We start from the raw sequence: 23,722 nt of genomic DNA, 5'->3' as shown, positions 1-23,722 counted from the left end.
GGCGCCCCGTATGGTCCATGCCTGCCGTCAGAGGTGGCGGCTGACCCACCACAGCACCAGGAAGGCAATGACGGCTACCAGGGCCGCGAACTGGAACAGATTGATCAGCCACTTCAGGCCCAGGGGGAATTTCCTGTAGTCCTTCACGTTCAGGCCGCCGTTGCGCAGGAACAGGTGGGGCATGGCGAACAGTGCGCCGATGCACAGCAGCATGAAGAAACGGCTAAGGGGGTCCTTGCCCAGGAGTGGCATGCGGATGGCAATGACCCGGCAGCGCGACAGGTGCTTGACCATGTCATCAAGCCTGAAATAGCCCAGGTAGACCTGGATCGCCAGGGACACCAGCCCGGCCATGACCACCAGGACCCAACCCGCGGTATAGATATCTTTTGCGTTACACATATCTCTTCAGTGACCTCCTCAAGGTGGCGACCACGCGCTCAGCGTATTGCTCCTCCAGTGAGCCCTGGCACGCAGGGCAGCCGGCCACCATAGCACTTTGGGAGCCGTGTCGGGCGCAGGTGCTCCGGCCCCCAGGGGCCAATGAGCACCGCATCAGGGCTGTTTAGCGCGGTCGTAGCCCTGGTCGGAGGCTGGGAGAGAGGGGGGGCAGGGCGGCCCTAGAGCTTGGCGCAACGCTCCACATCGGCCTGGGTGGTGACCTGGGTGTCGATGCCCAGGCGGTATTTGCAATAGTCGATGATCATCTGGCGCTGTTCATCGGTGAGTTTTTCCACGCGCCGGTAGTCGCCGTCATTGGCGTGGATGTTGAAGAATTCCAGGCGCAGGGTCGGGGATGTCTTGATAAACCAGCGGGTATGGGTTTCAGCCTCTTCAAGCTCGGTGTAGTAACCGAGGTTGAGCACCATCAGCAGGATGAGGGAGAGCAGCAACAGCAGTGTTTTCAAGGCACGGCTCCTTCCGTGGGGGGGCGCCAGGGGCGCGGGCTGCGAATGCTTCAGGTTTTTCCCCGGCTTGGCAAGCGCCCGGGCAGGAGGGGGACAGCATCGATGGCGGGATTGGCTTCAGGTTCAGCAAGCAGACAGTTGCGCACTGGTAAAAATATCGGCACGCCGGGCAGGAGCCGGGCGGTGACAGGGGGCAAATGGTTTCAAGCGGATTCACGGCAGGTTGCCAAGAGTCTGCCGGGGTGAATGGCCCGGTGCATCCGTTTGCGAACCGCAGAGCGATCGTTGGCTCTGTACGAAAACTACCTGCGCTTCGATCAGACTGCGTTAAAAACAGGCTCGGAATGCTCATTTAGGTTCCTAAACTCCGCTTCCTCGCCTGTTTTTGCCTTGCCTGATCTTTGCTCGGCGAGTTTTCGTACAGACCCTGGATCGCTCTTTTTTGTCTGCATCCGGGCGTTTCAGCAACGGCATCAGACCAGGCCCAGGGTCGCGGGCCGGGAACCGGGGAACACCGCCTGCACCTGAGCGCGGGAAAGCCCCCAGGTAGCGCCCAGTAGGCCGCCGAGCAGATCCCGGTAGTTGTTGAGCACCGGGTAGTCGCGGTTCTGCAGCAGGCTTTGCGCGTTCACCGTCACTTGCTCGCCGGCCAGGCGCCCGCCGCGAATGCTGCCGCCCAACACCCAGTACACCGTGCCATGGCCGTGGTCGGTGCCCCGGGCGCCGTTCTCGCGAAAGGTCCGGCCGAATTCGGAGACCACGACCACCAGGCTGTCCTTCCAGTGCTCGCCCATGGCCTCGGCATAGGCCGCCAGCCCTTGCCCGAGGTTGGCCAGGTTGCTGGCCAACTGGCCCTGGGTGCTGCCCTGGTTGACGTGGGTATCCCAGCCGCCGACATCGACGAAGCCCAGGCGATACTGCTCGCGCATCAGGCCGGCCATGCGCCGGGTCTGGGCGGCGAAGCTCTGTGCATTGGCCGCCCCGCGATTGGCCGCGAGCATCTCTTGCTGCAGGTCCCGGGAGACCTTCTGGCGCAGGGCCAGTCCATCGCTGGCCGCGGCGGCATAGGGCGTGTGCTGGTACATGGAGGCCAGAATCGCTGCCTGGCGCTCATCGAAGGGCGTCTTGCCGGCGCTGCGCAAGGACAGGTTGGGAATCTCCTGGCCGCCCTGGAAGCTCAGGGGCAGGGCGTCGGTAAAGGCGATAGGCGCGCTGTCGGGCACCTGCCGCGCCAGGCGTGCGAGGAACCCCGAGTCGTAGCGCCGGTGCTGCTGGCTCGGCTGGCCGGCCTCGATAGTGTCCTGGGTCTGGAAGTGGCTGCGGGACAGGTCGTCGGTGCCGGCAAAAGGCACGAAGGCGAGTTCCTGGCGCTGCCACAGCGGGTACAGCGAATCGCGCAGCACCGGGTTCAGGCCCCAGTGGCTGTCCAGCGCGATGGCGCTCTGCGGGTTGTGCCCCTCGGGCCGGGCTATCGCCAGGGTCGGGCGCGACTCGTAGTAGAAGTCGCTGCTGTAGGGCACCAGCAGGTTGTTGCAGTCATAGCCGCCGCGCAGGAACACCAGCAGGGTGCGCGGCGCCGAGGCCGGTGCGGCGAACAGCCGGGCACAAAACGTGAGGCTGGGCAGGGCGGCGGCTGCGATCAACAATTGGCGACGATTCATGACGGCTCCTGGTCAGGTAGGGCGCTCTCAGCGATTGTTGAAATCCGGCGAGGACAGCAGGAAGGTGTTCCATTCCTGGGGGGAAACGGCCTGCTCCAGGGCGTTGCGGGTGGTGCTGGAGAGGTAGGGGGCGATCGCCTGGTAATACATCGGCGTGGTGATCATGGGAAACCCCGGCCCCGGGACCTGGCTGCCCTCGGCGGTGAACAGCCGGTTGTTGCCCGAGCCCATGGCCCGGGCGATTTCAAAGCGCTTGGCCATCTGCCCGGAACTCGACCAGTCACTGGCTACCAGCGGCCAGCCGTCGGGAGTGATGCGCCCGAACAGCGGCTGGCCCATCTGATTCAGCCAGTTGAGCAGTGGTCGCGGGTTGGCCAGGGGCTTGCCGTCATAGGTCAGGCGCAGCGCCGAGACCACGAACTGTTGCGGGTCCTTGAATTTCCTGCCGGCCGCGCGCAGCAGCTCCGGCGATTGCATCAGGGTGGCCATGACCTGGGCGATGTCGCCATCGCTGTCACTGAAGCTCTTGGCTATGCGCGCCACCAGCGCTGGCGGCGGCTCGTCCGCGACGAAGTACTGGGCCAGCTTGCGCGAGATGAACCGCGCGCAGGCCGGTTGCCGGGTGATGAGGTCCACGGCCTGGGTGATCTCGTCATACCCGCTGCCCTTGATGGTATGGCCCAGCAGGTGCTTGTCGCTGAAGTCGTGACGTTTGGGGTTGAACTGGAACAGGCCCTGTTGCACCACCAGGGGCTGCAGGTTGCGGGGAAAGTGCTGCTCGCGACCGTCCAGGGGCGCCAGCCCGGCTCCGGTGAGGATCAGCGCCAGCTGTTGCACGTCTTCCTGGCTGTAGCCGGCGTCGACGCCCAGGCTGTGCAGTTCCATCAGTTCACGGGCGTAGTTCTCGTTGACCTTGCCCCTGGCGTTGCTGCTGTTGTCCAGGTATTCGAGCATGGCCGGGCTTTGCAGGGTGGCCAGCAGCAGGTCCTTGAACTTGCCCAGGGCGTGGGGGCGGAGGGTGTTTTCAAGGTAGTCGGCGGTCAGCAGCCGCACCCTGCCCTTGCCCTGGAACACGCTGAAATGGTTGAGCCAGAACAGCACCAGTTGTTCCTTGAGCTGGTTGGGGCCGTAGACAGCTTGCAACAGCACACTGGACTGGGTCTGTTCAGCCAGTTGGGCGGCGTACTGGCGCAGGTCTTTTTGCGCCTGGTTGCGCGCTTCGCCCTCGGGCATTGCCTTGATCTGTTCCTGGCGCTGCCGGAACTCCTCCAGCAGGGAGCGGGGTGAATCGTTCAGGGCCGGATAACTGCGCAGCAGGGTGTCGATGACCGGTGGCAACGGATCGTGCAGGCGATCGTCCAGTTGCGCCCTCAGCAGCTCATTGCGCCCCAGGGTGTGCAGGCGCTGGAGTTGCGCCGCGTCCAGGTCGAAGCCGTCACGCCGCAGCCAGGCGATGTCGGCGGCACTGGGCGCTTGAGGTTGTGCGGCATGGGCCAGGATTGGCAGCAGCACAGCCAGGTACAGGCAGCGGGGCAACGGGGAAAGCCTTGGCATGGGCGGTTGGTCCGAAGTGAGAGGTCGCGGCCGATGGGATTTTCGCCGTCCGTTGCCAGGTTCAGGGCAGGGCGTGAAGCCTGTTCCGGCTCCCTGGGCAGCACAGCGGTATAGCGTCGCAGGCTATCAGAGGGTTGTTCCGGCTTTCAGTCGGCAATGCTCTAGGACAAGTGTTTCAACGCAGGGTTGGGGGGCTTGCCGTCGACCGTTCGTCCGACGGATGGAATTGGCAAGCACTAGTCACTGCGTCATGCTGTCGATGGATGTCGTAGTGCCACTACTTCAAGGCCCGACCCGGTTTCCGGGTGTCGTTCCATCCCTGCGTTGGTGAGATAGATTGGTGATGAGTGTGTTGATCCTGCCCGAGGCGCAATATGCCCGATAAGGCGCTGGCCGAGGAGCAGCGCCTGGCTGCCCTGTATGCCCTGGAACTGCTGGATACGGCCCGGTGCGAGCGTTTTGACCGCATCTGCCGGCTGGCCGCAGAGTACTTCAAGGTGCCCACGGCCCTGATCACTCTGGTGGACCGTGATCGGCAGTGGTTCAAGTCGCGGGTGGGCTTTGCGCCCGAGCAGACCCCCATCGAGCAATCGTTCTGCGCCTATACCATCAAGTCCGGCGATGTATTCGAGGTGGAAAACGCCCGCCAGGATGTGCGTTTCCACGCCAACCCCCTGGTGACCCAAGACCCGGGCATCGGTTTTTATGCCGGCGCGCCGCTGATTACCTCCACGGGGCATGCGATCGGCAGCCTGTGCGTCATCGATCGCCAGCCCCAGCGCCTGAACGCTGCCGAGCGTCAGCAACTGCGCGACCTGGCATCCCTGGTGATGGAGCAGGTGGAGCAGCGTCAGCGCCTGACCCGGCGCGACCCGGTGAGCAGGCTGCCCAACCGTGAGCAATTTCAGAGCGACCTGTACGACCTGGCGGATGAGAACCCGGGAGAACGGCGCGTGCTGGTGCTGGTGGACGCGGTGGACATGACCGTGGCCCACGAGCTGACCCTGGCCATGGGCCTGGCACCGTTCGAGACCATCGTGCGTTTCCTGGCCCAGCAACTGCTCGCCTACCTGGGGCGCCATGTGCGGGTGTATCACGTATCGGTCAAGCGCTTCGGCTTCCTGCTGCCGGCGGCTCCCGGGATCGAGCGCTTCCTGGAAGGCCTGGTGCGGCGCCTGCGGCGTCAGCCGCCAGGGCTGGAACTGCCGATGATTCCCGGGGTGTGCGCGGGCACGGTGGAGTTCTCCACGGATCGCGACGCCGTGCCCGACGTGTTGCGCAAGGCCATGTTCGCCCTGGAACTGGCGACCCTCAACCGCAGCACCTGGGCGCCTTACGACGTGGTGCGGGACCAGGCCTACCGGCGAGCCTTCAATCTGGCCTCGGATATCAGCGAAGCCCTGGACAGTGGGCAGATCTACCTGATGTTCCAACCGCGTTTCGCCCTGCCCGACGGCGCCCAGGTCAGCGCCGAGGCGCTGATCCGCTGGGATCACCCCTGGCTGGGGCCGATCTCACCGGCGGAGTTCATTCCGGTGATGGAGCGCAATGCGTTGATCCACCGCGTAACCCATTGGGTGATCAATGCGGTGCTCGGCAAGCTGCAAGCCTGGAGCGACGATGAAGTGCAGCGCCTGTCGATCAACCTCTCGCCCCAGGATTTCGAGGACCAGGACATCGCTGATGTGCTCAAGGCGGCCTGTCGCCGCCACGGCATCGAACCCCATCGCCTGGAAGTGGAAATCACCGAGGGTGCCTGGTTGCGTTCCAACCCGCGGGTGCTGGACCAGTTGAGCAAGATCCGCGCCCTGGGCATGGATGTGGCCATCGACGATTTCGGTACCGGCTACAGTAACTTCGCCTATCTGCATCAGATTCCGGCCAACGTGGTGAAGCTCGACAAATCCATGGTCACCGACCTTGAGAGCAGTGCCCAGCACCAGAAGATCACCCGCTCGGTCATCGCCCTGGCCCGGGAACTGGGCTACCGCACCGTGGCCGAGGGCATTGAAAGCTTCAAGTGCCTGCAGATGCTGCGCACCTTCGGCTGCGATGAGGCCCAGGGTTATTTCCTGGCCCGGCCCATGGTCCAGGAAAAATTCCTGGCCCGCAGCGCGGCCCAGCGCTTTCCACTCCAGCAAGGCTACTGACTGCGGCTACAGATGTTCTTCTGCAGCCGCGGCCGCAGGCTGCGACCGAGCTGCCGTTTCAAGGGCGCCGCACCTCCTCACCGCTGCGCTGACACCAGCAACAGCATCGGCCGCTCCCGCTCCTCTGCCAGCGCCGGAAGGTCCTCGACCTGCTGCTCCGTGGGGCCCCACTCCTGCACATGGCGCAGGTTGAAGCCGGTATCGATCAGCGTGTTGAGCAGCGTGCCCAGGGTACGGTGCTGCTTGATCACCCCTTCGGCCAGCCAGTGGGTCACCCGCTCGCCTTCCTGCTGGTAGCTGTCCACCGGCCAGGACTGGCGGCCCTGCGCGTCCACCTGCCAGCCCGGGTTGCGCGGTGCCATGAAGATCGGGTGCTCGATGGAGAACACCAGGCGCGCCCCCGGTACCAGGGCCGCATAGACCTGGGCGAACAGGCCGGGCAAATCCTTGATGTAGTGCAGGGCCAGTGAGCTATAGACCAGGTCGAAGCTGCAGGCGGGCAGGCGCAGTCGCTCCAGGTCCTCTTGCTGATACTGCACGTTGGGTGCCGAGGTCGTGGCGCGGGCGGTGGCCAGCATCTTCTGCGAAACGTCCAGGCCCACTACCTGGCGGGCACCGTGCTCGCTGGCCCAGCGGCTGAACCAGCCATAGCCGCAGCCCAGGTCCAGCACCCGCAGGCCGTTCATCGGTGGCAGCAGGGCTTGCAGGGCCGGCCATTCCGGCGCGGCGTCGAGGCCGCCGAGGGAGCGGCCCATCTGGCTGTAGGCCTGGAAAAAAATCGGGTCGTCGTAGATGTTCTGAGTCATGTGGGGAGGCTCTTTCAGGTTCGTGTGCAGCCCTGGTGGGCAGGGAATGTCATGCAGTTGAAACGGCTGAGGGGCTTCTCCCTCGCAGGGCGCGACGCAGGTATCGTCGATGGCCGGGCAGGTGGTGCAGCAAAACAGGTCGGATATCTTAGCCAGTTTTGCGGGCCGGGCCATCGCCGGATGCTTTGCACGCCAGGATCTTCATCGGCACAATCGCCGGCCGGGAACACCGAGTGTCCCCGGCCCCGAATTCGTACCCCAAGAGAGGCATCATGGGCAAAGCGAGAGTGACAGGCACGACGATCGAGGCGATCCGCGCGGCAGAGACGGCATTGGGGCGTACCTTGCCCTGCTCGTTCGCGCGCTGGTTGCTGGAGCACAACGGCAAGGCCCTGGGGGCGCTGGAGGTGTTTCCGGTCTTCGATGCCCGGGATCCGCGCAAGACCTGGGAGTCGATAGTCCGCCATTTCGAAGGCGGCTGGCGGGCCTGTCAGGACAACGTCTGCGCTGAGCCGGCGGGTTTCTCCAGCCTGCTGCCGTTCGCCCAGTTCGGCACGGGCGACTACTACTGCTTCGATTACGCCGTGCTGGGGGAGGCCGGTGAGCCGGTGGTGGTGCTCTGGTCCCATGAGACTGGCGCCACGTCCGTGGTTGCCGATGGCTATGCAGCTTTTCTGGCCAGCACCGATCGGCCCGGATAGGCACAAGGCTTGGGCTTGAATGGTCAGGTCTGGAGGGAGAGATCGCTGCAGTTCAACGACTGGGAAACTGCTTGGAGCTTCTGCGTGGGCACGCAGATTGGGGAAGTGGAGCGGGTGAAGGGAATCGAACCCTCGTTATCAGCTTGGGAAGCTGGAGTAATGCCATTATACGACACCCGCTCGAACGGCTGACTTTGTACCAGATGTGGCCGTGGATTTGAAGTTTTTCTTTAGCTGACTTGTGCTTGCGCGCCGCTAACCTTCATCGCCAGCCCGCCCCCTACCGTGAAAACCGGGGTTGTCACGGTATGCAGGCGGCCTGCGAGGAGGGCTTTTCAGAGGGCTCGTACATGCTGCTCCTGGACATGCGGGGCACGCGAACGGTTGTCGTACTGGCCCGGTTTGAGGAACCCCATCAGGGCCTGGCGGGTGTCGCGGCAGGCGGCCTTGTGCTCCATGTCGAGAAAGTGCCCGGTGGCCTGGATGGTGCTGAAGCTCGACTGCTGCACATGGTTGGCGAACAGCCGGGCATCGTTGGCCGAGGTGTACTCGTCCCATTCGCCGTTGATGAACAGCACCGGGACCTGGATGTTGCGTGCGGCCCTGAGGTAGCACTGGCGATCACCATGGAGCACATGGCTGATGTGGAAGTGCATCTGCCCGTACTCATGTTCCGCCAGGCTGCTGACGTGGCGATAGTTGAAACGCTTGAACAGCGACGGCAGGTGCTTGCCGATGGTGTTGTTGACCAGGTCGCCGACGCGATGGCCATCGCGGCTGCCGAGGTAGTCGACACCGCGTTCCAGGTAGTCGCGCATCGGTTCGTTGATCACCGGCGAGAACGAGCTGATCACCGCCTTCTCGATGCGTCGCGGGCGCTGGGAGAGCGCTTGCAGGGCGGCGGCGCCGCCCCAGGAAAACGACAGCACATGTTCGGCGGCGAAGTGCTCGATCAACTCCAGCAGGATCTGCCCCTCGACTTCCTTGGTGAGCATCCGTTCGTGCCTGTTGTGGGCCTTGGAGCGACCCGCGTAGGGCTGGTCGTAGAGCACCACATTGAACTGCGGGTGGAGGTTCTTCACGGTCTGGGCAAAGGACGCAGTGGTGGCCAGTGAGCCGTTGACCAGAATGATGGTCTTGTCTGCGGCATCTGCGCGATAGAACTCCGTGTAAACCCGATACTGACCCTGTATATCCAGCACAGCGATTTCTGGCCTCATGTCATAAGACTCCTGGCAAGCGGGTATGCGCGCAACGTGAGTGTGCACGGGCAATGTGACAGGTAGGCATACGCCTGGAATCGGAGCCCATGTCGATCCGGTAAGGCAGGTCGACGGGTGTTGTTATAGGCGGGCGATTTGCCGGGGGGAAGGCAGAGCAGGCAGGGCTCAGGCCGGCAAAGGGTTTCTTAGATGTGTGGTTGTGACTCATCGGTCACAATACGGCCGACGGACAGATTCAAGCAGGGCAACCGGGAACCTGCAAGGTCATTGGGCAAATTGTTCGACAGCTTCTGCCCAGCGGTCGTGTGGCGCGGCGCAACGCTCAGATCAGGCGTATTTCGGCGTCGCTCAGAGCACGGTATTCACCGGGGGCCAGGCGTTCGTCCAGCAGCAGCGGGCCCATGCGTTCGCGGTGCAGGCGCAGCACCTTGTTGTTGAAGTGGCCGAACATACGCTTGACCTGGTGATAGCGCCCTTCGACGATGCTCAGCCGGGCGCTGCGGGGGCCGAGGATCTGCAGTTGAGCGGGCAGGGTGGTCAGGTCCTCGAAGGCGAAATACAGGCCACGGGCGAAAGTCTCGACGTATTCGGGGCCGATCTCCTGCTCGGTTTCCACGTAATAGAGCTTGGGCAGTTTGGTCTGGGGCTGGGTCAGGCGCCGCGACCAGTTGCCATCGTTGGTGATCAGCATCAGCCCCGTGGTGTTGTAGTCCAGGCGCCCGGCGATATGCAGATCCTGCGGGTCCGGCTCATGGATCAGTTCGAGCACGGTCTTGTGCTCGGGGTCGCGGGTGGCGCTGACGCAGCCCATGGGCTTGTGCAGCATGAAGTAGCGCGCCGGCTTGCCGGCCTGCAGCACTTCGTCGTCCAGCTCCACCCGGCTGAACTCGCGGACCTCGGCCTTGGGGTCGCTGACCGGCTGCCCATCGATGCGAATGCGTCGTTGCACCAGCAGCACGCGCACTTGCTGGCGGTTGAAACGGGGCAGGTTGCTGAGAAAACGGTCAATGCGCATGGTAATCGGTGGCTATCGGCTGGAGGGGCTCAGGGACGGGGCAGGGTAGCGGCGCGCAGCTGCGCGTCGACCCCGGCACAGCGCGGGCACAGGCAGGACTGGTTGCGCAGCTCCGGCGCCAGGGCCTCGATGATCGCCGGGTCGATGTCCACGCTGTAGCACCAGCAGGCCTGGCCGGCGCGGCGTGGGTCGGCCAGGGTGCAGTCGTTGCGGGCACCGCAGGCGGGGCAGAGTTCAGGTTCATTCATGGCTGGAGTGAGGCATTTCCACGCAGGTTCGATTGCGTCCGGTGTGCTTGGCACGGTACATCGCGTGGTCGGCACGGGACAGCAGGCTGTGCAGGGTGTCCTGGGCTTGCAGGCTGGTCAAGCCGATGCTGACGGTCAGTTGCAGCGGCTGCCCTTCATAGTGATAGCGCTGCTGTTCGGTGAGCAGGCGGATCTTCTCGGCGATGCCCAGGGCCACGCTGCTGTCGGTGTCCTTGAGCAGGACGATGAACTCTTCGCCGCCCCAGCGGCAGACGATGTCGGACTGGCGCAGGCAGCCCTCCAGGTCCCGGGCGAAGCCACTGAGCACCTGGTCCCCGGCCAGGTGGCCGTAGGTGTCGTTGAGGCGCTTGAAGTGGTCCAGGTCCAGCAGCACGGCGCACAGCGGCGTCAGGTCGCGCCAGGCCTCTTGCAGTGCCTGGGCCGCCAGCAGGTCGAACCCGCGGCGGTTGGGCAGACGGGTAAGGCTGTCGAGGGTGGCCTGGGCTTCGATCTTGCGCTGATAGCGGCGCACCACGGCGCTGAGCAGGACCAGCACGATGGTGGTGATCACCAGGCAGATCAGCAGGTTCAGGTACAGCGACTGGCGGATGCTGTTGAGGGCGCCGTCTTCGCGTTTGTCGACGAACAGGTACCAGTTCAGCTCGGGAATGAAGCGCACATTGAGAAAGTGCCCCTGGCCCTGGGAATTGTATTCATAGCTGCCGCTGTGGGGCTTGGGCAATTGGCTCAGCAGCTCCTTGAGGCTGTCCAGTTCATGCAGCGACTGGCCGCTGCGGGCGCCCTGGGGGCCTCCGTCGGCACCGGTGAGGACGATGCGGCCGAAGGCGTCGACGAAGTACACGCTGCGCTGGTAACGCTGCTGGTACTTGTCGATCAGCTTGATCACCGCATCCACGGTCAGGCCGACCCCGGCGGCGCCGATGAAGCGGTCCTGGTAGTCGTAGACCTTGTAGTTGATGAAGAAGGTCAGCTTGTCCTGGTTGGCCAGGTCCGGGTCGACGTTGATCTCGTAGGGCGTGCTCATGTCGCGTACGCGAAAGTACCAGGCGTCCCGGGGCTCATCGGCCTTGACCTTCTTCAGCACGCCCTTGGCCTGGTAGTAGGTGAGGCTTGTGTTGGAGACGAAGAACGCGGTGTAGGCGTCGTAATGGGTCATGACCTCGTTGAGGTAGCGGGTCATCTGGCTCGGGTCGCGCTCGCCGGCCACCACCCAGTCGCGCATGAAGGTATCGCGGGCCATCATCGAGGAGATCAGCACCGGCCGCACCAGGTCCTTCTGGATTTCCGAGTACACGGTATCGGAGGTCAGGGGCAGTTCGGTATTGACGATGCTGTCGCGGATCGAATCCCGCGAGGCGTAGTAGCTGAGCAGCGAGGTGGCGAGAAAACCGCTGCCCAGCAGGGCGATCAGGACCAGAACCAGCGAGCGCTGGGAATACAGGGGAGAGCGGCGCGGCATGGTGATTCCGTGATAGTGGCCCGATGACGCATTCTAGTGGCACGGCGCGCAAATAACTCGTTCATCACGCGCCTGAATTGTCTCGACTTCGATACGTTTGCCAGGCGCTGGAAGGCCCGCCAGAGGCTCGTCGCAGTTGGGGCCTGCAGGGCCGCCAAGCGGGCCCCGCCACTGGTCGGTGAAGTCATCGGGGCACTGCTACGCGGCGCACCGCAACGGCTTTTTGCGGTCCTATGCAATGCCAGTCATGCCGTTTCGATTGGCGTCGTCCAGCGTCGCTGGTACGGCTTGCACGCGGTCCGGGAGGCCGCCATGTTCCGTCGAATCTTGCTCGGTGTTGTGCTTGGTTTGAGTCTGTCCGCCTGTGTGCCCTATTACGTCGAGCCGGGCTACTACCGCACTGACGTGTATGCGGTTCCAGGCCCCTATTACTACGATGGCTACCCCTACTATGGAGGCGGCTACAGGCCTCACTACTATTACCGGCCCTACTATCACGGGGGCTACGGGCCGCACTACTACGGCGGCTACCGACGCTGGCACCACTAGCCGGCACCAAGGCCCGTACAACAGGCCACCGCCTCGGATGACAAGAGGCCAAGGGCCGAGAGTCGTTGCCCACAGCGCTGCCTTTGCCTGAGGCAGCGCTTTTTCGTGGGCGTGGAAAACCGCGGGAAAGGACGTCAGCAGCACTTGTTTCAAAGTGTTGCGCAAATCGCACCACAAGCGCTTTTCGCGGTCAGATATTGCGTCAGTCAGCCTGTTGCTGATTGCCGCCTGCCAGCGTCGCTGGCGAGGCTTCTTCGCGGTCCAGGAGGCCGCCATGTATCGTCGACTTCTACTGATTGCCTTACTGGGTTCGAGCCTTGCTGCGTGTGCCCCTTATTACGGTGGAGGCTCCGGCTACTACAGCTCGGAGGTCTACAGCGCTCCCGCGCCGGCCTATTACTACGGTGGCGGGTCTTCCTACTATTCCACGGGGCGCAGTTACTACCCACCGCGCTACTACCAGCCGGCGCCGCGCTATTACCAACCGGCCCCGCGTTACTACCAGCCACCGCGCGCGGTATACCGGCCTTATCCGAACCAGGGTTGGGGTGGGCATGGCCGGCCGAACAACTGGAGCAACCAGGACTGGGGCGGCCACGGCGGGCGTGACAATGGCGGGCGCGGCGATCACGGGCGCGGCGACCATGGCCACGGTGGCCGCGGTCATTGAACCGGTACTGGGCTGAACCCTGTAGCCGCTGCCGCAGGCTGCGACAAGGTCCGCAGGACCTTCGGCGAGTCCACTGTCGCCGGGTCCCTTCGGGCAGTGCGCAGCCTGTGACGATCTAGTAATCCGTCAGGTCCGCCAGGGGATGGCGACCTTCCCAGGCCTTGTGGAAATGCGCCTCCACCACGGCCTCGGGCACGCTGTTGATATCCGCCCAGTGCCAGTGCGGCTGATGATCCTTGTCGATCAGCCGCGCGCGCACGCCTTCGGCAAATTCCGGATGCCGGCAGCAGTTCAGGCTCAGGGTGTACTCCATCTGGAACACCTCGGCCAGGGACAGGTAACGGGCGCGGCGGATCTGTTCCCACACCAGGTGTGCAGTCAGCGGGCAGCCTTCGACAAGGGTCTTGGCCGCACGGCTGTAGAGGGCATCGCTGTGGTTGTGCAACTGGCTGATCGCCCGCCAGGCACAGGCCACGTCACTGACATCCAGCCAGCTGTCGATCTGTTGCCGGCGCGGCAGCCACTGAGCGTCGGGCATCTGCTCCAGGGCTTCCTGTTGCAGGGCCTTGAGCAGGCTGTTGAGCTGCCTTGGGGTCTGTTCCTGCCAGTTCAGTTGCAGCAGGCCCTCGATCAGCGCTTCCTGTTGCTCATCGAGCAGGAAACGGTCGGCAAGGTTCAGGTCCAGAGCGTCGCGGCCGTTCATATGGGCGCCGGTAAGGCCCAGGAATAGCCCGAGCTTGCCGGGCATGCGCGACAGGAACCAACTGGCGCCCACATCCGGGTACAGGCCAATGCTGATTTCCGGCATCGCCAGGCGGCTGCTGGGGGTGACGATACGAATGCCAGCACCTTGCAGCAGCCCCATGCCGCCACCCAGGACATAACCGTGGCCCCAGCAGATCAGTGGTTTGGGGTAGGTGTGCAAGCGATAGTCGAGGCGGTATTCCGCGGCGAAGAAGTGCCCGGCCAGCGGCGGCACTTCGCCGGGATGGGCCAGGCAGGCCTGGGCCAGGCTGCGCACTTCGCCGCCGGCGCAGAAAGCCTTGGCGCCGTTGCCCCGCAACAGCACGCACACTACCTGCGGGTCCTTGGCCCAGGTGTCGAGGTGTTCGCTCAACTGCTGGATCATGGGCAGGGACAGGGCGTTCAGGGATTTTTCCGCGTCCAGGGTGGCAATGGCGATGCGTGCACCATCGGTGCCGGTGAGTTCTTCGACGTGCAGGTTCATCGTGACCTCGATGGGAAATTTAAGCGGTCAGTATGATCGCTGTAAGGGAAAGTGCCGGTTCTGTGTCAGATCAATTGACAAGCGAAGTGGGCTTTCCTAGGGTGCGGCCATTGTTTTTTCACGGGCATGGCCATGACTGCTGACGATCGTATCAAACTCGAACCGAGCTGGAAGGAGGCCCTGCGTGCCGAATTCGACCAGCCCTACATGAGCGAACTGCGGGAGTTCCTGCGCCAGGAACATGCCGCCGGCAAGGAAATCTACCCGCCGGGACCGATGATCTTCAACGCCTTGAACTCCACGCCGTTGGACAAGGTCAAGGTGGTGATCCTCGGCCAGGACCCCTACCACGGGCCGGGTCAGGCCCATGGGTTGTGCTTCTCGGTGCAGCCCGGGGTGCCCGCGCCACCGTCGCTGGTGAATATCTATAAAGAGCTCAAGCGCGACCTGAACATCGACATCCCCAACCATGGCTACCTGCAGAGCTGGGCCGAACAGGGCGTGCTGATGCTCAACACCACCATGACCGTGGAACGGGCGAACGCCGCTTCCCATGCGGGCAAGGGTTGGCAGTTCTTCACCGACCGGATCATCGAAGTGGTCAGCGAGCATCAGCCGCACCTGGTGTTCCTGCTGTGGGGCGCCCATGCCCAGAGCAAGCAGAAGCTGATCGACGCCACCAAGCACCTGGTGCTGACCTCGGTGCACCCGTCGCCCTTGTCGGCCTATCGCGGCTTTCTTGGTTGCGGGCACTTCAGCCGCACCAACAAATACCTCGAGCAGAACGGCGAGACGCCGATCGAGTGGCGCCTGCCGCCGTTGTAACCAGTGCTCGATGGGGAGGCTGCTTGGCGGCCACCCCGCTCGCGACTTGAACCAAGGCATATCTGTAGCCGCTGCCGCAGGCTGCGAACGGCCCGTGGGGACGCAGCGGTGGTTCGGCCACTGAAGGTCCTGCGGACCTTGTCGCAGCCTGCGGCTACAGGGGGCCTTTGTTCCAGTGGCGGAACAGGGGCTCGGCGAGAAACAGCACGAACAGCAACCTCATGACCTGCATCGCCGTTACCAATGGCACCGACAGTTGCAGGACCTCGGCCGTCAGGCTCATTTCCGCAATGCCACCGGGCATCATGCCCAGGGTCAGCGAGCGCAGGTCCAGGCGGGTCAGGGCGCTCAGGCCCAGGGCTGCGAGGCCGGCGATCAGCATGGTCAGGGCGGTGCCGATCAGGGTGCGGCCCATGAACGAAGGGGCCCGGCGAAAGAACTGGCGGTTGAAGTGGCAGCCCAGGCCGCTGCCAATCAGCCACTGGCCCATCTGGCTGGCGCCGTTGGGCAGGCCGATGTGCAGGTCCCAGGCGATGCTCAGTGTCGCGCTGAGCAGCAGGGGGCCGAACAGCCAGGGGTTGGGCTGGCGCAGGCGCTGCCAGAGCCAGGCCAGCAGGGCACCGGCCGGAAACAGCAGGGCCAGCCAGCGCCAGTCCACCGTAGCGGCATGCAGGGCGGGTGTGCCTTCCCCCAGCAGGTACTTGAACGCCGCCGGCACACAGAGCACAACCGTCAGTACCCGCAGGCTCTGCCCGGCCGCTACCCGGCTGAGCACAGCGCCGTTGCGCGCGCCGAGGTTGACCATCTCCCCGGAGCCGCCGGGCATGCTGGAGAAGAACGCGGTGGCCCGGTCCTCGCCGGTGCGCCGCAAGAGCCAGACCCCGACCACGCTGGACAGGCTGGTGACCAGGGCACCGAAGAAGATCAGGCCGAAATGGCTCAGCACCTGCTCCATCACCTGCGGGGTGAAGTGCAGGCCGATGCCGATGCCTACCACCCATTGCCCGCATTTGCGCCCGCCGGGGATTTCCGCCAGTTGCCAGGGCGTCAGGCAGCGCACCAGGATGATCGCCAGCAACGAGCCGACCATCCACGGCAGCGGCCAGCCGATCTGGCTGGCGAGGTAACCGCCAGCCAGGCCCACCAGGGGCGTGCCCCACCACTGTTTCCAAGTGGATTCAGACATCGGCCACGGCACGTTGCTGGGCCGCGCGCTTGCGCCAGATACGCAGCAGCGGCATCAGCAGCATGATCACGGTCAGCACCCAGACCCCGACGGTGATCGGGCTCGACCAGAGGATCTCCATGGCGCCGTTGGAAATCGACAGCGCCCGGCGCAGGTTCTGCTCCATCAGGCCACCGAGGATGAAGCCCAGCAGCACTGGCGACAGCGGGAAGTCCAGCTTGCGCAGGATGTAGCCGAAGATGCCGATGCCCACCATCAGGAACAGGTCGAAGGTGGTGGCGTGTACCGCATAGACGCCGATCCCGGTAATGATGGCGATCACCGGCACCAGGGCCCAGTTCGGCACCGCAAGGATGCGGGTGAAGATACGGATCATCGGAATGTTGAGGATCACCAGCATGATGTTGGCGATGAACAGCGAGGCGATCAGGCCCCAGACGATATCCGGCTGTTGCTGGAACAGCAGCGGGCCGGGGGTGATGTTGTACAGCGACAGGGCGCCGATCATCACCGCGGTGGTGCCGGAACCGGGCACACCGAGGGTCAACATTGGTACCAGGGCGCCACAGGCCGAGGCGCCGATGGCGGTTTCCGGGGCTGCCAGGCCGCGCTTGTCGCCCTGGCCAAAGGTGCCGCTGGCACCGGCGATGCGTTTCTCGGTCATGTAGGCCACAGCGCTGGCCAGGGTCGCGCCGGCTCCGGGCAGCACGCCCATGATGAAGCCCAGCAGGCCGCAGCGGATGTTCACCACGAACACCGAGGCCGCTTCCTTGAAGTTGAACATCATGCGCCCGGTGGCCTTCACCGCTTCCTGGCCGCGATGGGTCTTTTCCAGCAGCAGGAGAATCTCGCTGATGGAGAACAGGCCCAGCACCAGCACCACGAACTGGATGCCGTCGGTGAGGTGGATATTGTCCCCGGTGAAGCGGTACACGCCGCTGTTGGCGTCGATGCCCACGGCCGACAGGAACAGGCCGATCAAGGCGGCAATGAAGGTCTTCAGTGGTCGGTCGCCGGCCATGCCGCCCAGGCAGACGATGGCGAACACCATCAGCACGAAGTACTCCGCCGGGCCGAAGGCGATCGCCCACTTGGCCAGCAGCGGGGCGAACAGCACCATGCCGCAGGTGGCGATGAAGGCACCGATGAACGAACTCCAGGCCGACAACGACAGGGCTACGCCCGCCAGGCCCTTGCGTGCCATGGGGTAACCGTCGAGGGTGGTCATCACGGTGGAGGCTTCGCCGGGAATGTTCAGCAGGATCGAGCTGATCCGGCCACCGTATTCGCAGCCCAGGTACACCGCCGCCAAGAGGATCAGCGCCGATTCCGGCGGCAGGCCCAGGGCGAAGGCGATGGGGATCAGCAGCGCCACGCCGTTGATCGGGCCCAGGCCCGGCAGCAGCCCGACCACGGTGCCGATCAGGGTGCCGGACAAAGCGGTGACCAGGTTGTAGGGGGTCAGTGCAACGCCGAAGCCCTGGCCCAGATAGCTGAGGGTATCCATATCAATTCTCCAGAACGTCGAGCAGGCCGAGGGGCAGGGGGACGTCCATGACCCGGTCGAACAGCCAGTAGAGGCCGACACTGAGCAGGCAGATGATCACCAGGCTGGGCAGCCAGCGGCCGCCGTACAGGCGGGCCATGGGCACGCCGATGAGAATGCTGGCGACGATGAAGCCCAAGGGCTCGAAGGCCCCGGCGAAGACCAGCAGCAAGGCCACGCAGAGGGCGATCTTGGTCAGGGTCTGCCGGTCCAGGGGCGGTTCTTCTTCGCTGTGCTTGATCGGTGCCGGGCGAAACAGCATGTACAGCAGGGCCAGGCCCATCAGCCCGAGCATCAGCAGGGGGAAGGCCCGCGGGCCCACCGGTTCGTAGGAAAAGGCCGCCTGGTAGGGCCAGGCCATCAGTGCCAGGCCGGCACAGGCCAGCAGCAACACCGCGGCGAAGAGACGTTGAACGAGCATGGCTAACTCCCGGGCCCGGCCCCCGATGCGCGAGGGCCGGGCCGTCAGAAAGGGACGGTCACTGGATCAGGCCGAACTCTTTGGCCAGGGTCTTGTAGTCGGCTACCTGCTTCTTCACGTAGGTATCCAGTTCGGGGCCGGTCATGGCGAAGGGGAACAGCTCGCGCTGGTCGCGCAGCTTGGCGAACTCTTCGGAGGCCAGCAGCTTGTCGAAGGCCTCTTTCCACCAGGCGTACTCCGCATCGCTGACCTTAGGCCCGAGGTAGAAGCCGCGTACCACCGGCCAGACGATGTCGTAGCCCTGCTCCTTGGCGGTGGGGATGTCTTTCATTTCCGGCTCGTCCAGGCGCTGCTCGGAGAACACCGCCAGCAGGCGCATGTCGCCGGCCAGGATATGCGGCATGGAGTCGGAGATGTCGGTACTGCCAACCTGGATATGCCCGCCCAGCAGGGCAGTGGCGATCTCGCCGCCGCCTTCCAGGGCGACATAGCGCAGGTCCCGCGGGTTGATCCCGGCGGCCTTGGCGATCAGCGCGGTCTGCATCCAGTCCTGGCTGCCGACGGTGCCACCGGAGCCGATCACCACTTTGCTCGGGTCTTTCTTCAGGGCCTGGACCAGATCGTCGAGGTTCTTGTAGGGCGAATCGCTTTTCACCGCGATGGCGCCGTAGCTGGTGCCCACCGCCGCCAGCCAGCGCACCGCGCTTTCATCGAAGCGGCCGAACTTGCCCTGGGCCAGGTTCAGCAGCGAACCACTGGACCAGGCCACCAGGGTCCCGGCATCGGCCGGACGCTGGGCCACCACCGCGTTATAGGCCACGGCCCCGACACCGCCGGGCATGTAGGTCACGCGCATCGGCTTGGAGAGGAGTTTCTCGTTGACCAGGGCGCTTTGCGCCAGCTTGCAGGTCAGGTCGAAACCGCCGCCAGGTGAGGCCGGGGCGATGCATTCCGGGCGCTTGGGCTCGGCGGAGGCTGCCAGCAACTGGCCGGCGAACAACATGCAGCCGGCGGCGAGGGCGAGTTTGCGCAGTGAAAGGTCCATGAGCGTCTCCACAGGAGTTGTTGTGGGTATGTCCGGGTCATCCCCGACCCGTTTTTCGTAGGAGCGTGATAGGGGGGGCTTACCACAGCGCTACGCTGTAGCTCACCAGCAGGCGCACTTCATCCGCATCGCGTGCCGAATAGTTGGAACGGTAGGTGGCGTTGCGCAGGCGCACGGCGACGTCCTTGAAGGTGCCGCTTTGCACTACGTATTTGACCTCGGTGTTACGTTCCCACTCTTTGCCGGTGTCGCCGTTCTTCAGGGCAATGTTGTCGCCGCTGAGGTAGCGGGTCATGAAGCTCAGGCCGGGCACTCCCAGCTTGGCGAAGTCGAAGTCGTAACGGGCTTGCCAGGAGCGTTCCTCGGCCCCGGCGAAGTCGTTGATCTGCACGAAGTTCACCAGGTATGGGTCGCTGCCATCGACGTAGGGGAAAGCGCTGTCGCCGGACATGTGCTGGTAGCCGGCGCTGAGTTTATGCCCGTTGAGGGCGTAGCTCACCAGGCCGTTGAGGGATTTGTTGTCGATCTTGCCGCCGCGGGCCTGGCCCTGGTCGTCGCTGATGGCCAGGCGCAGGTCGGTGCCGAAGGTGCCCGGGCCCATGGGCTGGGAGGTTACCAGGCCGAGAAAGTGCTGGTTGTAGACATCGTCCAGTTGGGCGAAGTGGTAGCTGCCGGTGATCTTGTCGGTGAACTTGTAGTCCAGGCCGCCGAAATTGAAGTGCTTGCCGGCCACGGTGCCGACGAAGCGGCTGTTCTTGTTGTTGAGGCGGATATCCTCGTAGTTGCTGTCATCGCGGTCCTTGGCCTTGTCCAGGCGACCGCCGGTGAAGGTCAGGTTCTTGATCTCCCTGGAGGTCAGCAAGCCGCCCTCGAAGGTCTGCGGCAGGATGCGCCCGTCGTTGGGCTTGAGGATCGGCAGTTCCGGAATCAGGCTGCCGATTTTCAGTTCGGTGGCGGAAATCTTCACCTTGCCGGTCAGGCCGAGCTTGGAGTACTCGTTGGCCGCGCGCCCGTCATCGTGGGTCGGCAGCAGGCCGGTGCCGGTGCGGTCGGGGCTGGAGTCGAGCTTGACCCCGAGCATGCCCAGGGCGTCCAGGCCGAAGCCCACGGTACCTTCGGTGTAGCCCGACTGCAGGTTGAGCATGAACCCCTGGGCCCATTCGTCGCGCTTGGACTGCTGGGCGCTGGTGCCGTCGCGAAAGTCGCGGTTGAAGTACATGTTGCGGGTTTCGAAGGTGGCGCTGCTGTCTTCGATAAAGGCGGCCTGGCTCAAGGGCGCGAAACCGGCAAGGGTGGCGGCGCTGGCAAGAGCAGTCGGGGTCAGACGGGAAAAACGCGCGGGCTGGACAGCCTGAGGGTGCGTGGATGGCATCCTGGAGTACTCCGTTATTGTTCTTATTTTGACGAAAACGCTTCGAGGCGTTTTGCGGGTCAGCGGCCTTCACGGCCAGGGCAGTCGAGACTGTCCGTGGCGGGACTCTAAAGGGCCAACCTTTCGCTAACCTTTCAGTGCACTTTCGTGGTTTTCGGGCTTCACAGCGGCGGTTGCGGCGGTACACTCCGCGCCAAAGAGCGGCGTCGATCCCCCCTGAAACGAGGTAAACAGCCATGCGAGTCCTGCTCGTGGAAGACCATCTGCAACTGGCCGAAAGTATCGCCCAGGCGCTCAAGAGCACCGGCCTGACCGTGGATGTGCTGCACGATGGGGTGGCGGCCGACCTGGCCCTGGGCAGCGAGGAATACGCCGTGGCGATCCTTGATGTCGGCCTGCCGCGCATGGATGGTTTCGAAGTGCTGGCGCGCCTGCGGGCCCGCGGCAAGAACCTGCCGGTGCTGATGCTGACCGCCCGCAGTGACGTCAAGGACCGGGTCCACGGCCTGAACCTGGGGGCCGACGATTACCTGGCCAAGCCCTTCGAGCTGACCGAGCTGGAGGCCCGGGTCAAGGCCCTGTTGCGCCGCAGCGTGCTGGGGGGCGAGCGCCAGCAGCGTTGCGGAGTGCTGGCCTATGACCTGGACACCCGGCGTTTCACCCTGGGCGAGGAGTTGCTGACCCTGACTTCCCGCGAACAGGCGGTGCTCGAAGCCTTGATTGCCCGCCCTGGCCGGGTCATGAGCAAGGAGCAACTGGCCTCCCAGGTGTTCGGCCTGGACGAAGAGGCCAGCCCCGACGCCATCGAGATCTACGTGCACCGCCTGCGCAAGAAGCTCGACGGCCATGCGGTCGCCATCGTCACCTTCCGCGGCCTGGGCTACCTGCTGGAAAGCCGCGATGCATAAGCCCAGCAGCCTGCGCTGGCGCTTGCTGTGGAACCTCGCACTGCTGCTGGTGGTGCTGATGCTGGCCAGCGGCCTGAGCGCCTACTGGAACGGCCGTGAGGCCGCCGATACCGCCTATGACCGGACCTTGCTGGCTTCGGCGCGAACCATCGCCGCCGGCTTGTCCCAGCGCGATGGCAGCCTGAGTGCCAACGTGCCCTATGTGGCCCTGGACACCTTTGCCTACGACAGCGCCGGGCGCATCTACTACCAGGTCAACGACATCCATCAGACACTGATTTCCGGTTATGAGAACCTGCCCGGGCCGCCGCCCGGCACCCCGCGAACCGATGATTACCCGGCCCTGGCGCGCTTCTACGACGCCCGCTACCAGGGCCAGAACGTGCGGGTGGTGAGCCTGCTCAAGGCGGTCAGCGAGCCGAACATGAACGGCATGGCGGAAATCCGCGTGGCGGAGACCGACGAAGCGCGGGTGGCCATGGCCCGCAGCCTGATGGCCGATACCCTGCTGCGCCTGGGCATGCTGGCCATCGGCGCCCTGGTGCTGGTGTGGTTTGCGGTGAGTGCGGCCTTGCGCCCCCTGGAACGCCTGCGCGGGGCGGTGGAAGAGCGCCAGCCGGACGACCTGCGGCCGCTGCCCCTGGTCTCGGTGCAGCGCGAACTGTGGCCGCTGGTACGCGCCTTGAACCATTTCACCGAGCGCCTGCGCGGGCAGTTCGAGCGCCAGGCGCAGTTCATCGCCGAGGCTGCCCATGAGTTGCGCACCCCGTTGGCCGCGCTCAAGGCCCGCCTGGAACTGGGCTTGCGCGCAAGTGAGCCGGATACCTGGCGCGCCACTCTGGAAAGTGCGGCCCAGGGCACCGACCGCCTGACCCACCTGGCCAATCAGTTGCTGTCCCTGGCCCGGGTGGAAAACGGCGCCCGGGCGATCGCCGAGGGCGGGGCGCAGTTGCTCGACCTCAGCCAGCTGGCCCGGGAACTGGGCATGGCCATGGCGCCTCTGGCCCATGCCCGGGGCGTGGCCCTGGCCCTGGAGGCCGACGAACCGGTGTGGCTCAGGGGCGAACCGACCCTGCTCAATGAACTGCTCAGCAACCTGGTGGACAACGCCCTGGCCCATACTCCGCCGGGTGGCAATGTGGTGCTGCGGGTGTCACCGCCCGGGGTGCTGGAGGTGGAGGACGATGGGCCGGGCATTCCCCTGGAAGACCGTGACCGGGTCTTCGAGCGCTTCTACCGGCGCAATCAGCAGGGTGCGGGTTCGGGCCTGGGGCTGGCGATCGTCGGTGAGATCTGTCGCGCGCACCTGGCACAGATCAGCCTGCACGATGGCGAGCCGTCGGGGTTGAAGGTGCGGGTGAGCTTTACAGCCGGCTAGGGGATGCTCAATAGAGCATGGAGCGGGATTCTTCCAGGTCCAGGCACATGGCCTTGTTGTCCGGGTCTATCCCCAGCTTCTTGAAGGCCGGCACGCTGAAGGCGTCGATCCGCGACAGCGGGTGCTCGGTGTCCTTGTGGCAGTACAGGGTCGCCACCTGGACCAGGTCGACGTAGTCGATCCGGCTCGACTGGCGGCTGAAGTCCAGGTATTGCCCGGGGATCTCCACCAGTTGCTCGGGGAACTCCCAGACCCGCAGCAGCTTGTCTCCCAGCAACGGGTGGATGCGCTCGATCACGTGATTGAGGCTGACCGGGTCGGAGAGCAGTTCGTAGTGGTCTTCGGCGTAGGTAAGAATCGGCAGCACGCCGATCTGGTGCACCAGGCCGCCCAGGGCCGCCTGGTCCGGCTTGAGCTGGCTGTAGCTGCGGCACAGCGCATAACTGACCCCGGCCACCTCCAGGCTGCGGCGCCAGACATCGCGCATTTTCTGTTCCACCACTTCGGAGCGGGCGTTGAAGATCTGCTCCATCACCAGGCCGATGGCCAGGTTGCTGCTGTAGTTGACCCCCAGGCGGGTGATTGCCGTGTGCAGGTCGGTGACTTCCTGGGCCGCCCGTAGCAAGGGGCTGTTGACCACCTTGATCAGCCGCGCCGACAGCGCGGTATCGCGGCCTATCACCTTGCTCAGGGTACTGACGCTGATTTCCGGGTCTTCGGCGGCCTGGCGAATCTGCAGGGCCACCTCCGGCAGGGTTGGCAGAACCAGGTCATCGTTGCCGATGGCCTCCAGCAAATCCTGTTGGACCTTTTGCGCCAGCTCAGTCATGTAAGTTCTCTAGGGTGTT

The 23,722-nt window shown here is 64.5% G+C and carries 23 protein-coding genes and 1 tRNA gene; 7 read left to right on the top strand and 17 right to left on the bottom strand.

Going from position 1 to position 23,722, the window contains the following annotated elements; all coding sequences use genetic code 11:
• Nucleotides 1-27: 27 nt before the first annotated feature.
• The 4 genes from BLS75_RS13515 to BLS75_RS13500 all read right to left on the bottom strand — a co-directional run bounded on the left by BLS75_RS13515 (nucleotide 28) and on the right by BLS75_RS13500 (nucleotide 4,123).
• On the bottom strand, nucleotides 28-402 hold the full coding sequence (locus BLS75_RS13515) for a hypothetical protein (protein WP_015634498.1): 375 nt from the start codon (nucleotides 400-402) through the stop codon (nucleotides 28-30).
• Between the two features lie 218 nt (nucleotides 403-620).
• Complete coding sequence (locus tag BLS75_RS13510) at nucleotides 621-908, bottom strand: hypothetical protein (protein ID WP_015634499.1); 288 nt, start codon at nucleotides 906-908, stop codon at nucleotides 621-623.
• 473 nt (nucleotides 909-1,381) lie between these two features.
• A complete protein-coding gene (locus BLS75_RS13505) occupies nucleotides 1,382-2,569 on the bottom strand; it encodes a DUF1501 domain-containing protein (protein WP_072451060.1) in 1,188 nt (395 codons plus the stop codon).
• A 27-nt stretch (nucleotides 2,570-2,596) separates the two neighbouring features.
• Nucleotides 2,597-4,123, bottom strand: a complete 1,527-nt coding sequence (locus tag BLS75_RS13500) for a DUF1800 domain-containing protein (protein WP_176876746.1) — start codon at nucleotides 4,121-4,123, stop codon at nucleotides 2,597-2,599.
• Between the two features lie 374 nt (nucleotides 4,124-4,497).
• Here BLS75_RS13500 and BLS75_RS13495 point away from each other — a divergent pair, with 374 nt between their 5' ends.
• Complete coding sequence (locus BLS75_RS13495) at nucleotides 4,498-6,273, top strand: sensor domain-containing diguanylate cyclase (protein ID WP_019094829.1); 1,776 nt, start codon at nucleotides 4,498-4,500, stop codon at nucleotides 6,271-6,273.
• 77 nt (nucleotides 6,274-6,350) lie between these two features.
• Here BLS75_RS13495 and BLS75_RS13490 read toward each other — a convergent pair whose 3' ends face one another.
• Nucleotides 6,351-7,079 (bottom strand): class I SAM-dependent methyltransferase, encoded by a 729-nt coding sequence (locus tag BLS75_RS13490; protein WP_072451058.1) that lies wholly within the window; start codon nucleotides 7,077-7,079, stop codon nucleotides 6,351-6,353.
• Between the two features lie 272 nt (nucleotides 7,080-7,351).
• Here BLS75_RS13490 and BLS75_RS13485 point away from each other — a divergent pair, with 272 nt between their 5' ends.
• Nucleotides 7,352-7,780, top strand: a complete 429-nt coding sequence (locus tag BLS75_RS13485; protein ID WP_072451057.1) for an SMI1/KNR4 family protein — start codon at nucleotides 7,352-7,354, stop codon at nucleotides 7,778-7,780.
• A 106-nt stretch (nucleotides 7,781-7,886) separates the two neighbouring features.
• On the opposite strand, the gene BLS75_RS13480 is transcribed toward BLS75_RS13485, so the two are convergent.
• From BLS75_RS13480 to BLS75_RS13460, 5 genes are all read right to left on the bottom strand, one after another.
• Nucleotides 7,887-7,960, bottom strand: a tRNA-Gly gene (locus tag BLS75_RS13480).
• Between the two features lie 155 nt (nucleotides 7,961-8,115).
• Nucleotides 8,116-9,000, bottom strand: coding sequence for an alpha/beta fold hydrolase (locus tag BLS75_RS13475; protein WP_015634505.1), 885 nt, complete (start codon nucleotides 8,998-9,000; stop codon nucleotides 8,116-8,118).
• 325 nt (nucleotides 9,001-9,325) lie between these two features.
• On the bottom strand, nucleotides 9,326-10,018 hold the full coding sequence (locus BLS75_RS13470; RefSeq protein WP_015634506.1) for a pseudouridine synthase: 693 nt from the start codon (nucleotides 10,016-10,018) through the stop codon (nucleotides 9,326-9,328).
• Between the two features lie 29 nt (nucleotides 10,019-10,047).
• Entirely contained in the window at nucleotides 10,048-10,266 is a 219-nt protein-coding gene (locus tag BLS75_RS13465; protein WP_072451056.1) for a cysteine-rich CWC family protein, read from the bottom strand.
• Complete coding sequence (locus tag BLS75_RS13460) at nucleotides 10,259-11,746, bottom strand: sensor domain-containing diguanylate cyclase (protein ID WP_072451055.1); 1,488 nt, start codon at nucleotides 11,744-11,746, stop codon at nucleotides 10,259-10,261. The genes BLS75_RS13465 and BLS75_RS13460 overlap by 8 nt, the downstream gene beginning before the upstream one ends.
• A gap of 312 nt (nucleotides 11,747-12,058) precedes the next feature.
• Between BLS75_RS13460 and BLS75_RS13455 the strand changes: the two genes are divergently transcribed.
• On the top strand, nucleotides 12,059-12,295 hold the full coding sequence (locus BLS75_RS13455) for a hypothetical protein (protein ID WP_072451352.1): 237 nt from the start codon (nucleotides 12,059-12,061) through the stop codon (nucleotides 12,293-12,295).
• A gap of 274 nt (nucleotides 12,296-12,569) precedes the next feature.
• On the top strand, nucleotides 12,570-12,965 hold the full coding sequence (locus tag BLS75_RS13450) for a hypothetical protein (RefSeq protein WP_065364737.1): 396 nt from the start codon (nucleotides 12,570-12,572) through the stop codon (nucleotides 12,963-12,965).
• 115 nt (nucleotides 12,966-13,080) lie between these two features.
• Here BLS75_RS13450 and BLS75_RS13445 read toward each other — a convergent pair whose 3' ends face one another.
• Complete coding sequence (locus BLS75_RS13445) at nucleotides 13,081-14,193, bottom strand: enoyl-CoA hydratase/isomerase family protein (protein WP_041116463.1); 1,113 nt, start codon at nucleotides 14,191-14,193, stop codon at nucleotides 13,081-13,083.
• A 132-nt stretch (nucleotides 14,194-14,325) separates the two neighbouring features.
• Between BLS75_RS13445 and ung the strand changes: the two genes are divergently transcribed.
• Nucleotides 14,326-15,018 (top strand): uracil-DNA glycosylase, encoded by a 693-nt coding sequence (gene ung, locus BLS75_RS13440; protein ID WP_011059775.1) that lies wholly within the window; start codon nucleotides 14,326-14,328, stop codon nucleotides 15,016-15,018.
• Between the two features lie 154 nt (nucleotides 15,019-15,172).
• Here ung and BLS75_RS13435 read toward each other — a convergent pair whose 3' ends face one another.
• The 5 genes from BLS75_RS13435 to BLS75_RS13415 form a co-directional block, all read right to left on the bottom strand.
• Nucleotides 15,173-16,204, bottom strand: a complete 1,032-nt coding sequence (locus BLS75_RS13435; protein WP_072451054.1) for an AbrB family transcriptional regulator — start codon at nucleotides 16,202-16,204, stop codon at nucleotides 15,173-15,175.
• Complete coding sequence (locus BLS75_RS13430; protein WP_011059777.1) at nucleotides 16,197-17,711, bottom strand: tripartite tricarboxylate transporter permease; 1,515 nt, start codon at nucleotides 17,709-17,711, stop codon at nucleotides 16,197-16,199. Before BLS75_RS13430 ends, BLS75_RS13435 begins: the two co-directional genes overlap by 8 nt.
• A gap of 1 nt (nucleotide 17,712) precedes the next feature.
• Nucleotides 17,713-18,171: a tripartite tricarboxylate transporter TctB family protein gene (locus BLS75_RS13425; protein ID WP_011059778.1), complete on the bottom strand. Its 459-nt coding sequence runs from the start codon at nucleotides 18,169-18,171 to the stop codon at nucleotides 17,713-17,715.
• 58 nt (nucleotides 18,172-18,229) lie between these two features.
• Nucleotides 18,230-19,216, bottom strand: a complete 987-nt coding sequence (locus tag BLS75_RS13420; RefSeq protein WP_011059779.1) for a Bug family tripartite tricarboxylate transporter substrate binding protein — start codon at nucleotides 19,214-19,216, stop codon at nucleotides 18,230-18,232.
• A gap of 79 nt (nucleotides 19,217-19,295) precedes the next feature.
• The gene (locus tag BLS75_RS13415) at nucleotides 19,296-20,588 is read right to left on the bottom strand and encodes an OprD family porin (RefSeq protein ID WP_072451053.1); all 1,293 of its coding nucleotides are present in this window, start codon (nucleotides 20,586-20,588) and stop codon (nucleotides 19,296-19,298) included.
• Between the two features lie 236 nt (nucleotides 20,589-20,824).
• Here BLS75_RS13415 and BLS75_RS13410 point away from each other — a divergent pair, with 236 nt between their 5' ends.
• Together BLS75_RS13410 and BLS75_RS13405 are read left to right on the top strand one after the other, a co-directional pair.
• On the top strand, nucleotides 20,825-21,496 hold the full coding sequence (locus tag BLS75_RS13410; RefSeq protein ID WP_011059781.1) for a response regulator: 672 nt from the start codon (nucleotides 20,825-20,827) through the stop codon (nucleotides 21,494-21,496).
• The gene (locus tag BLS75_RS13405) at nucleotides 21,489-22,874 is read left to right on the top strand and encodes a sensor histidine kinase (RefSeq protein ID WP_011059782.1); all 1,386 of its coding nucleotides are present in this window, start codon (nucleotides 21,489-21,491) and stop codon (nucleotides 22,872-22,874) included. Before BLS75_RS13410 ends, BLS75_RS13405 begins: the two co-directional genes overlap by 8 nt.
• 7 nt (nucleotides 22,875-22,881) lie before the next feature.
• On the opposite strand, the gene BLS75_RS13400 is transcribed toward BLS75_RS13405, so the two are convergent.
• Nucleotides 22,882-23,703 (bottom strand): HDOD domain-containing protein, encoded by an 822-nt coding sequence (locus BLS75_RS13400; protein ID WP_011059783.1) that lies wholly within the window; start codon nucleotides 23,701-23,703, stop codon nucleotides 22,882-22,884.
• Nucleotides 23,704-23,722 lie beyond the last annotated feature (19 nt).

The sequence above is a fragment of the Pseudomonas sp. NFPP12 genome (assembly GCF_900103205.1).
Lineage (GTDB): Bacteria > Pseudomonadota > Gammaproteobacteria > Pseudomonadales > Pseudomonadaceae > Aquipseudomonas > Aquipseudomonas protegens.
Note: the sequence above shows the minus strand (reverse complement) of the source record. Positions and strands in the feature narration are given on the sequence as shown.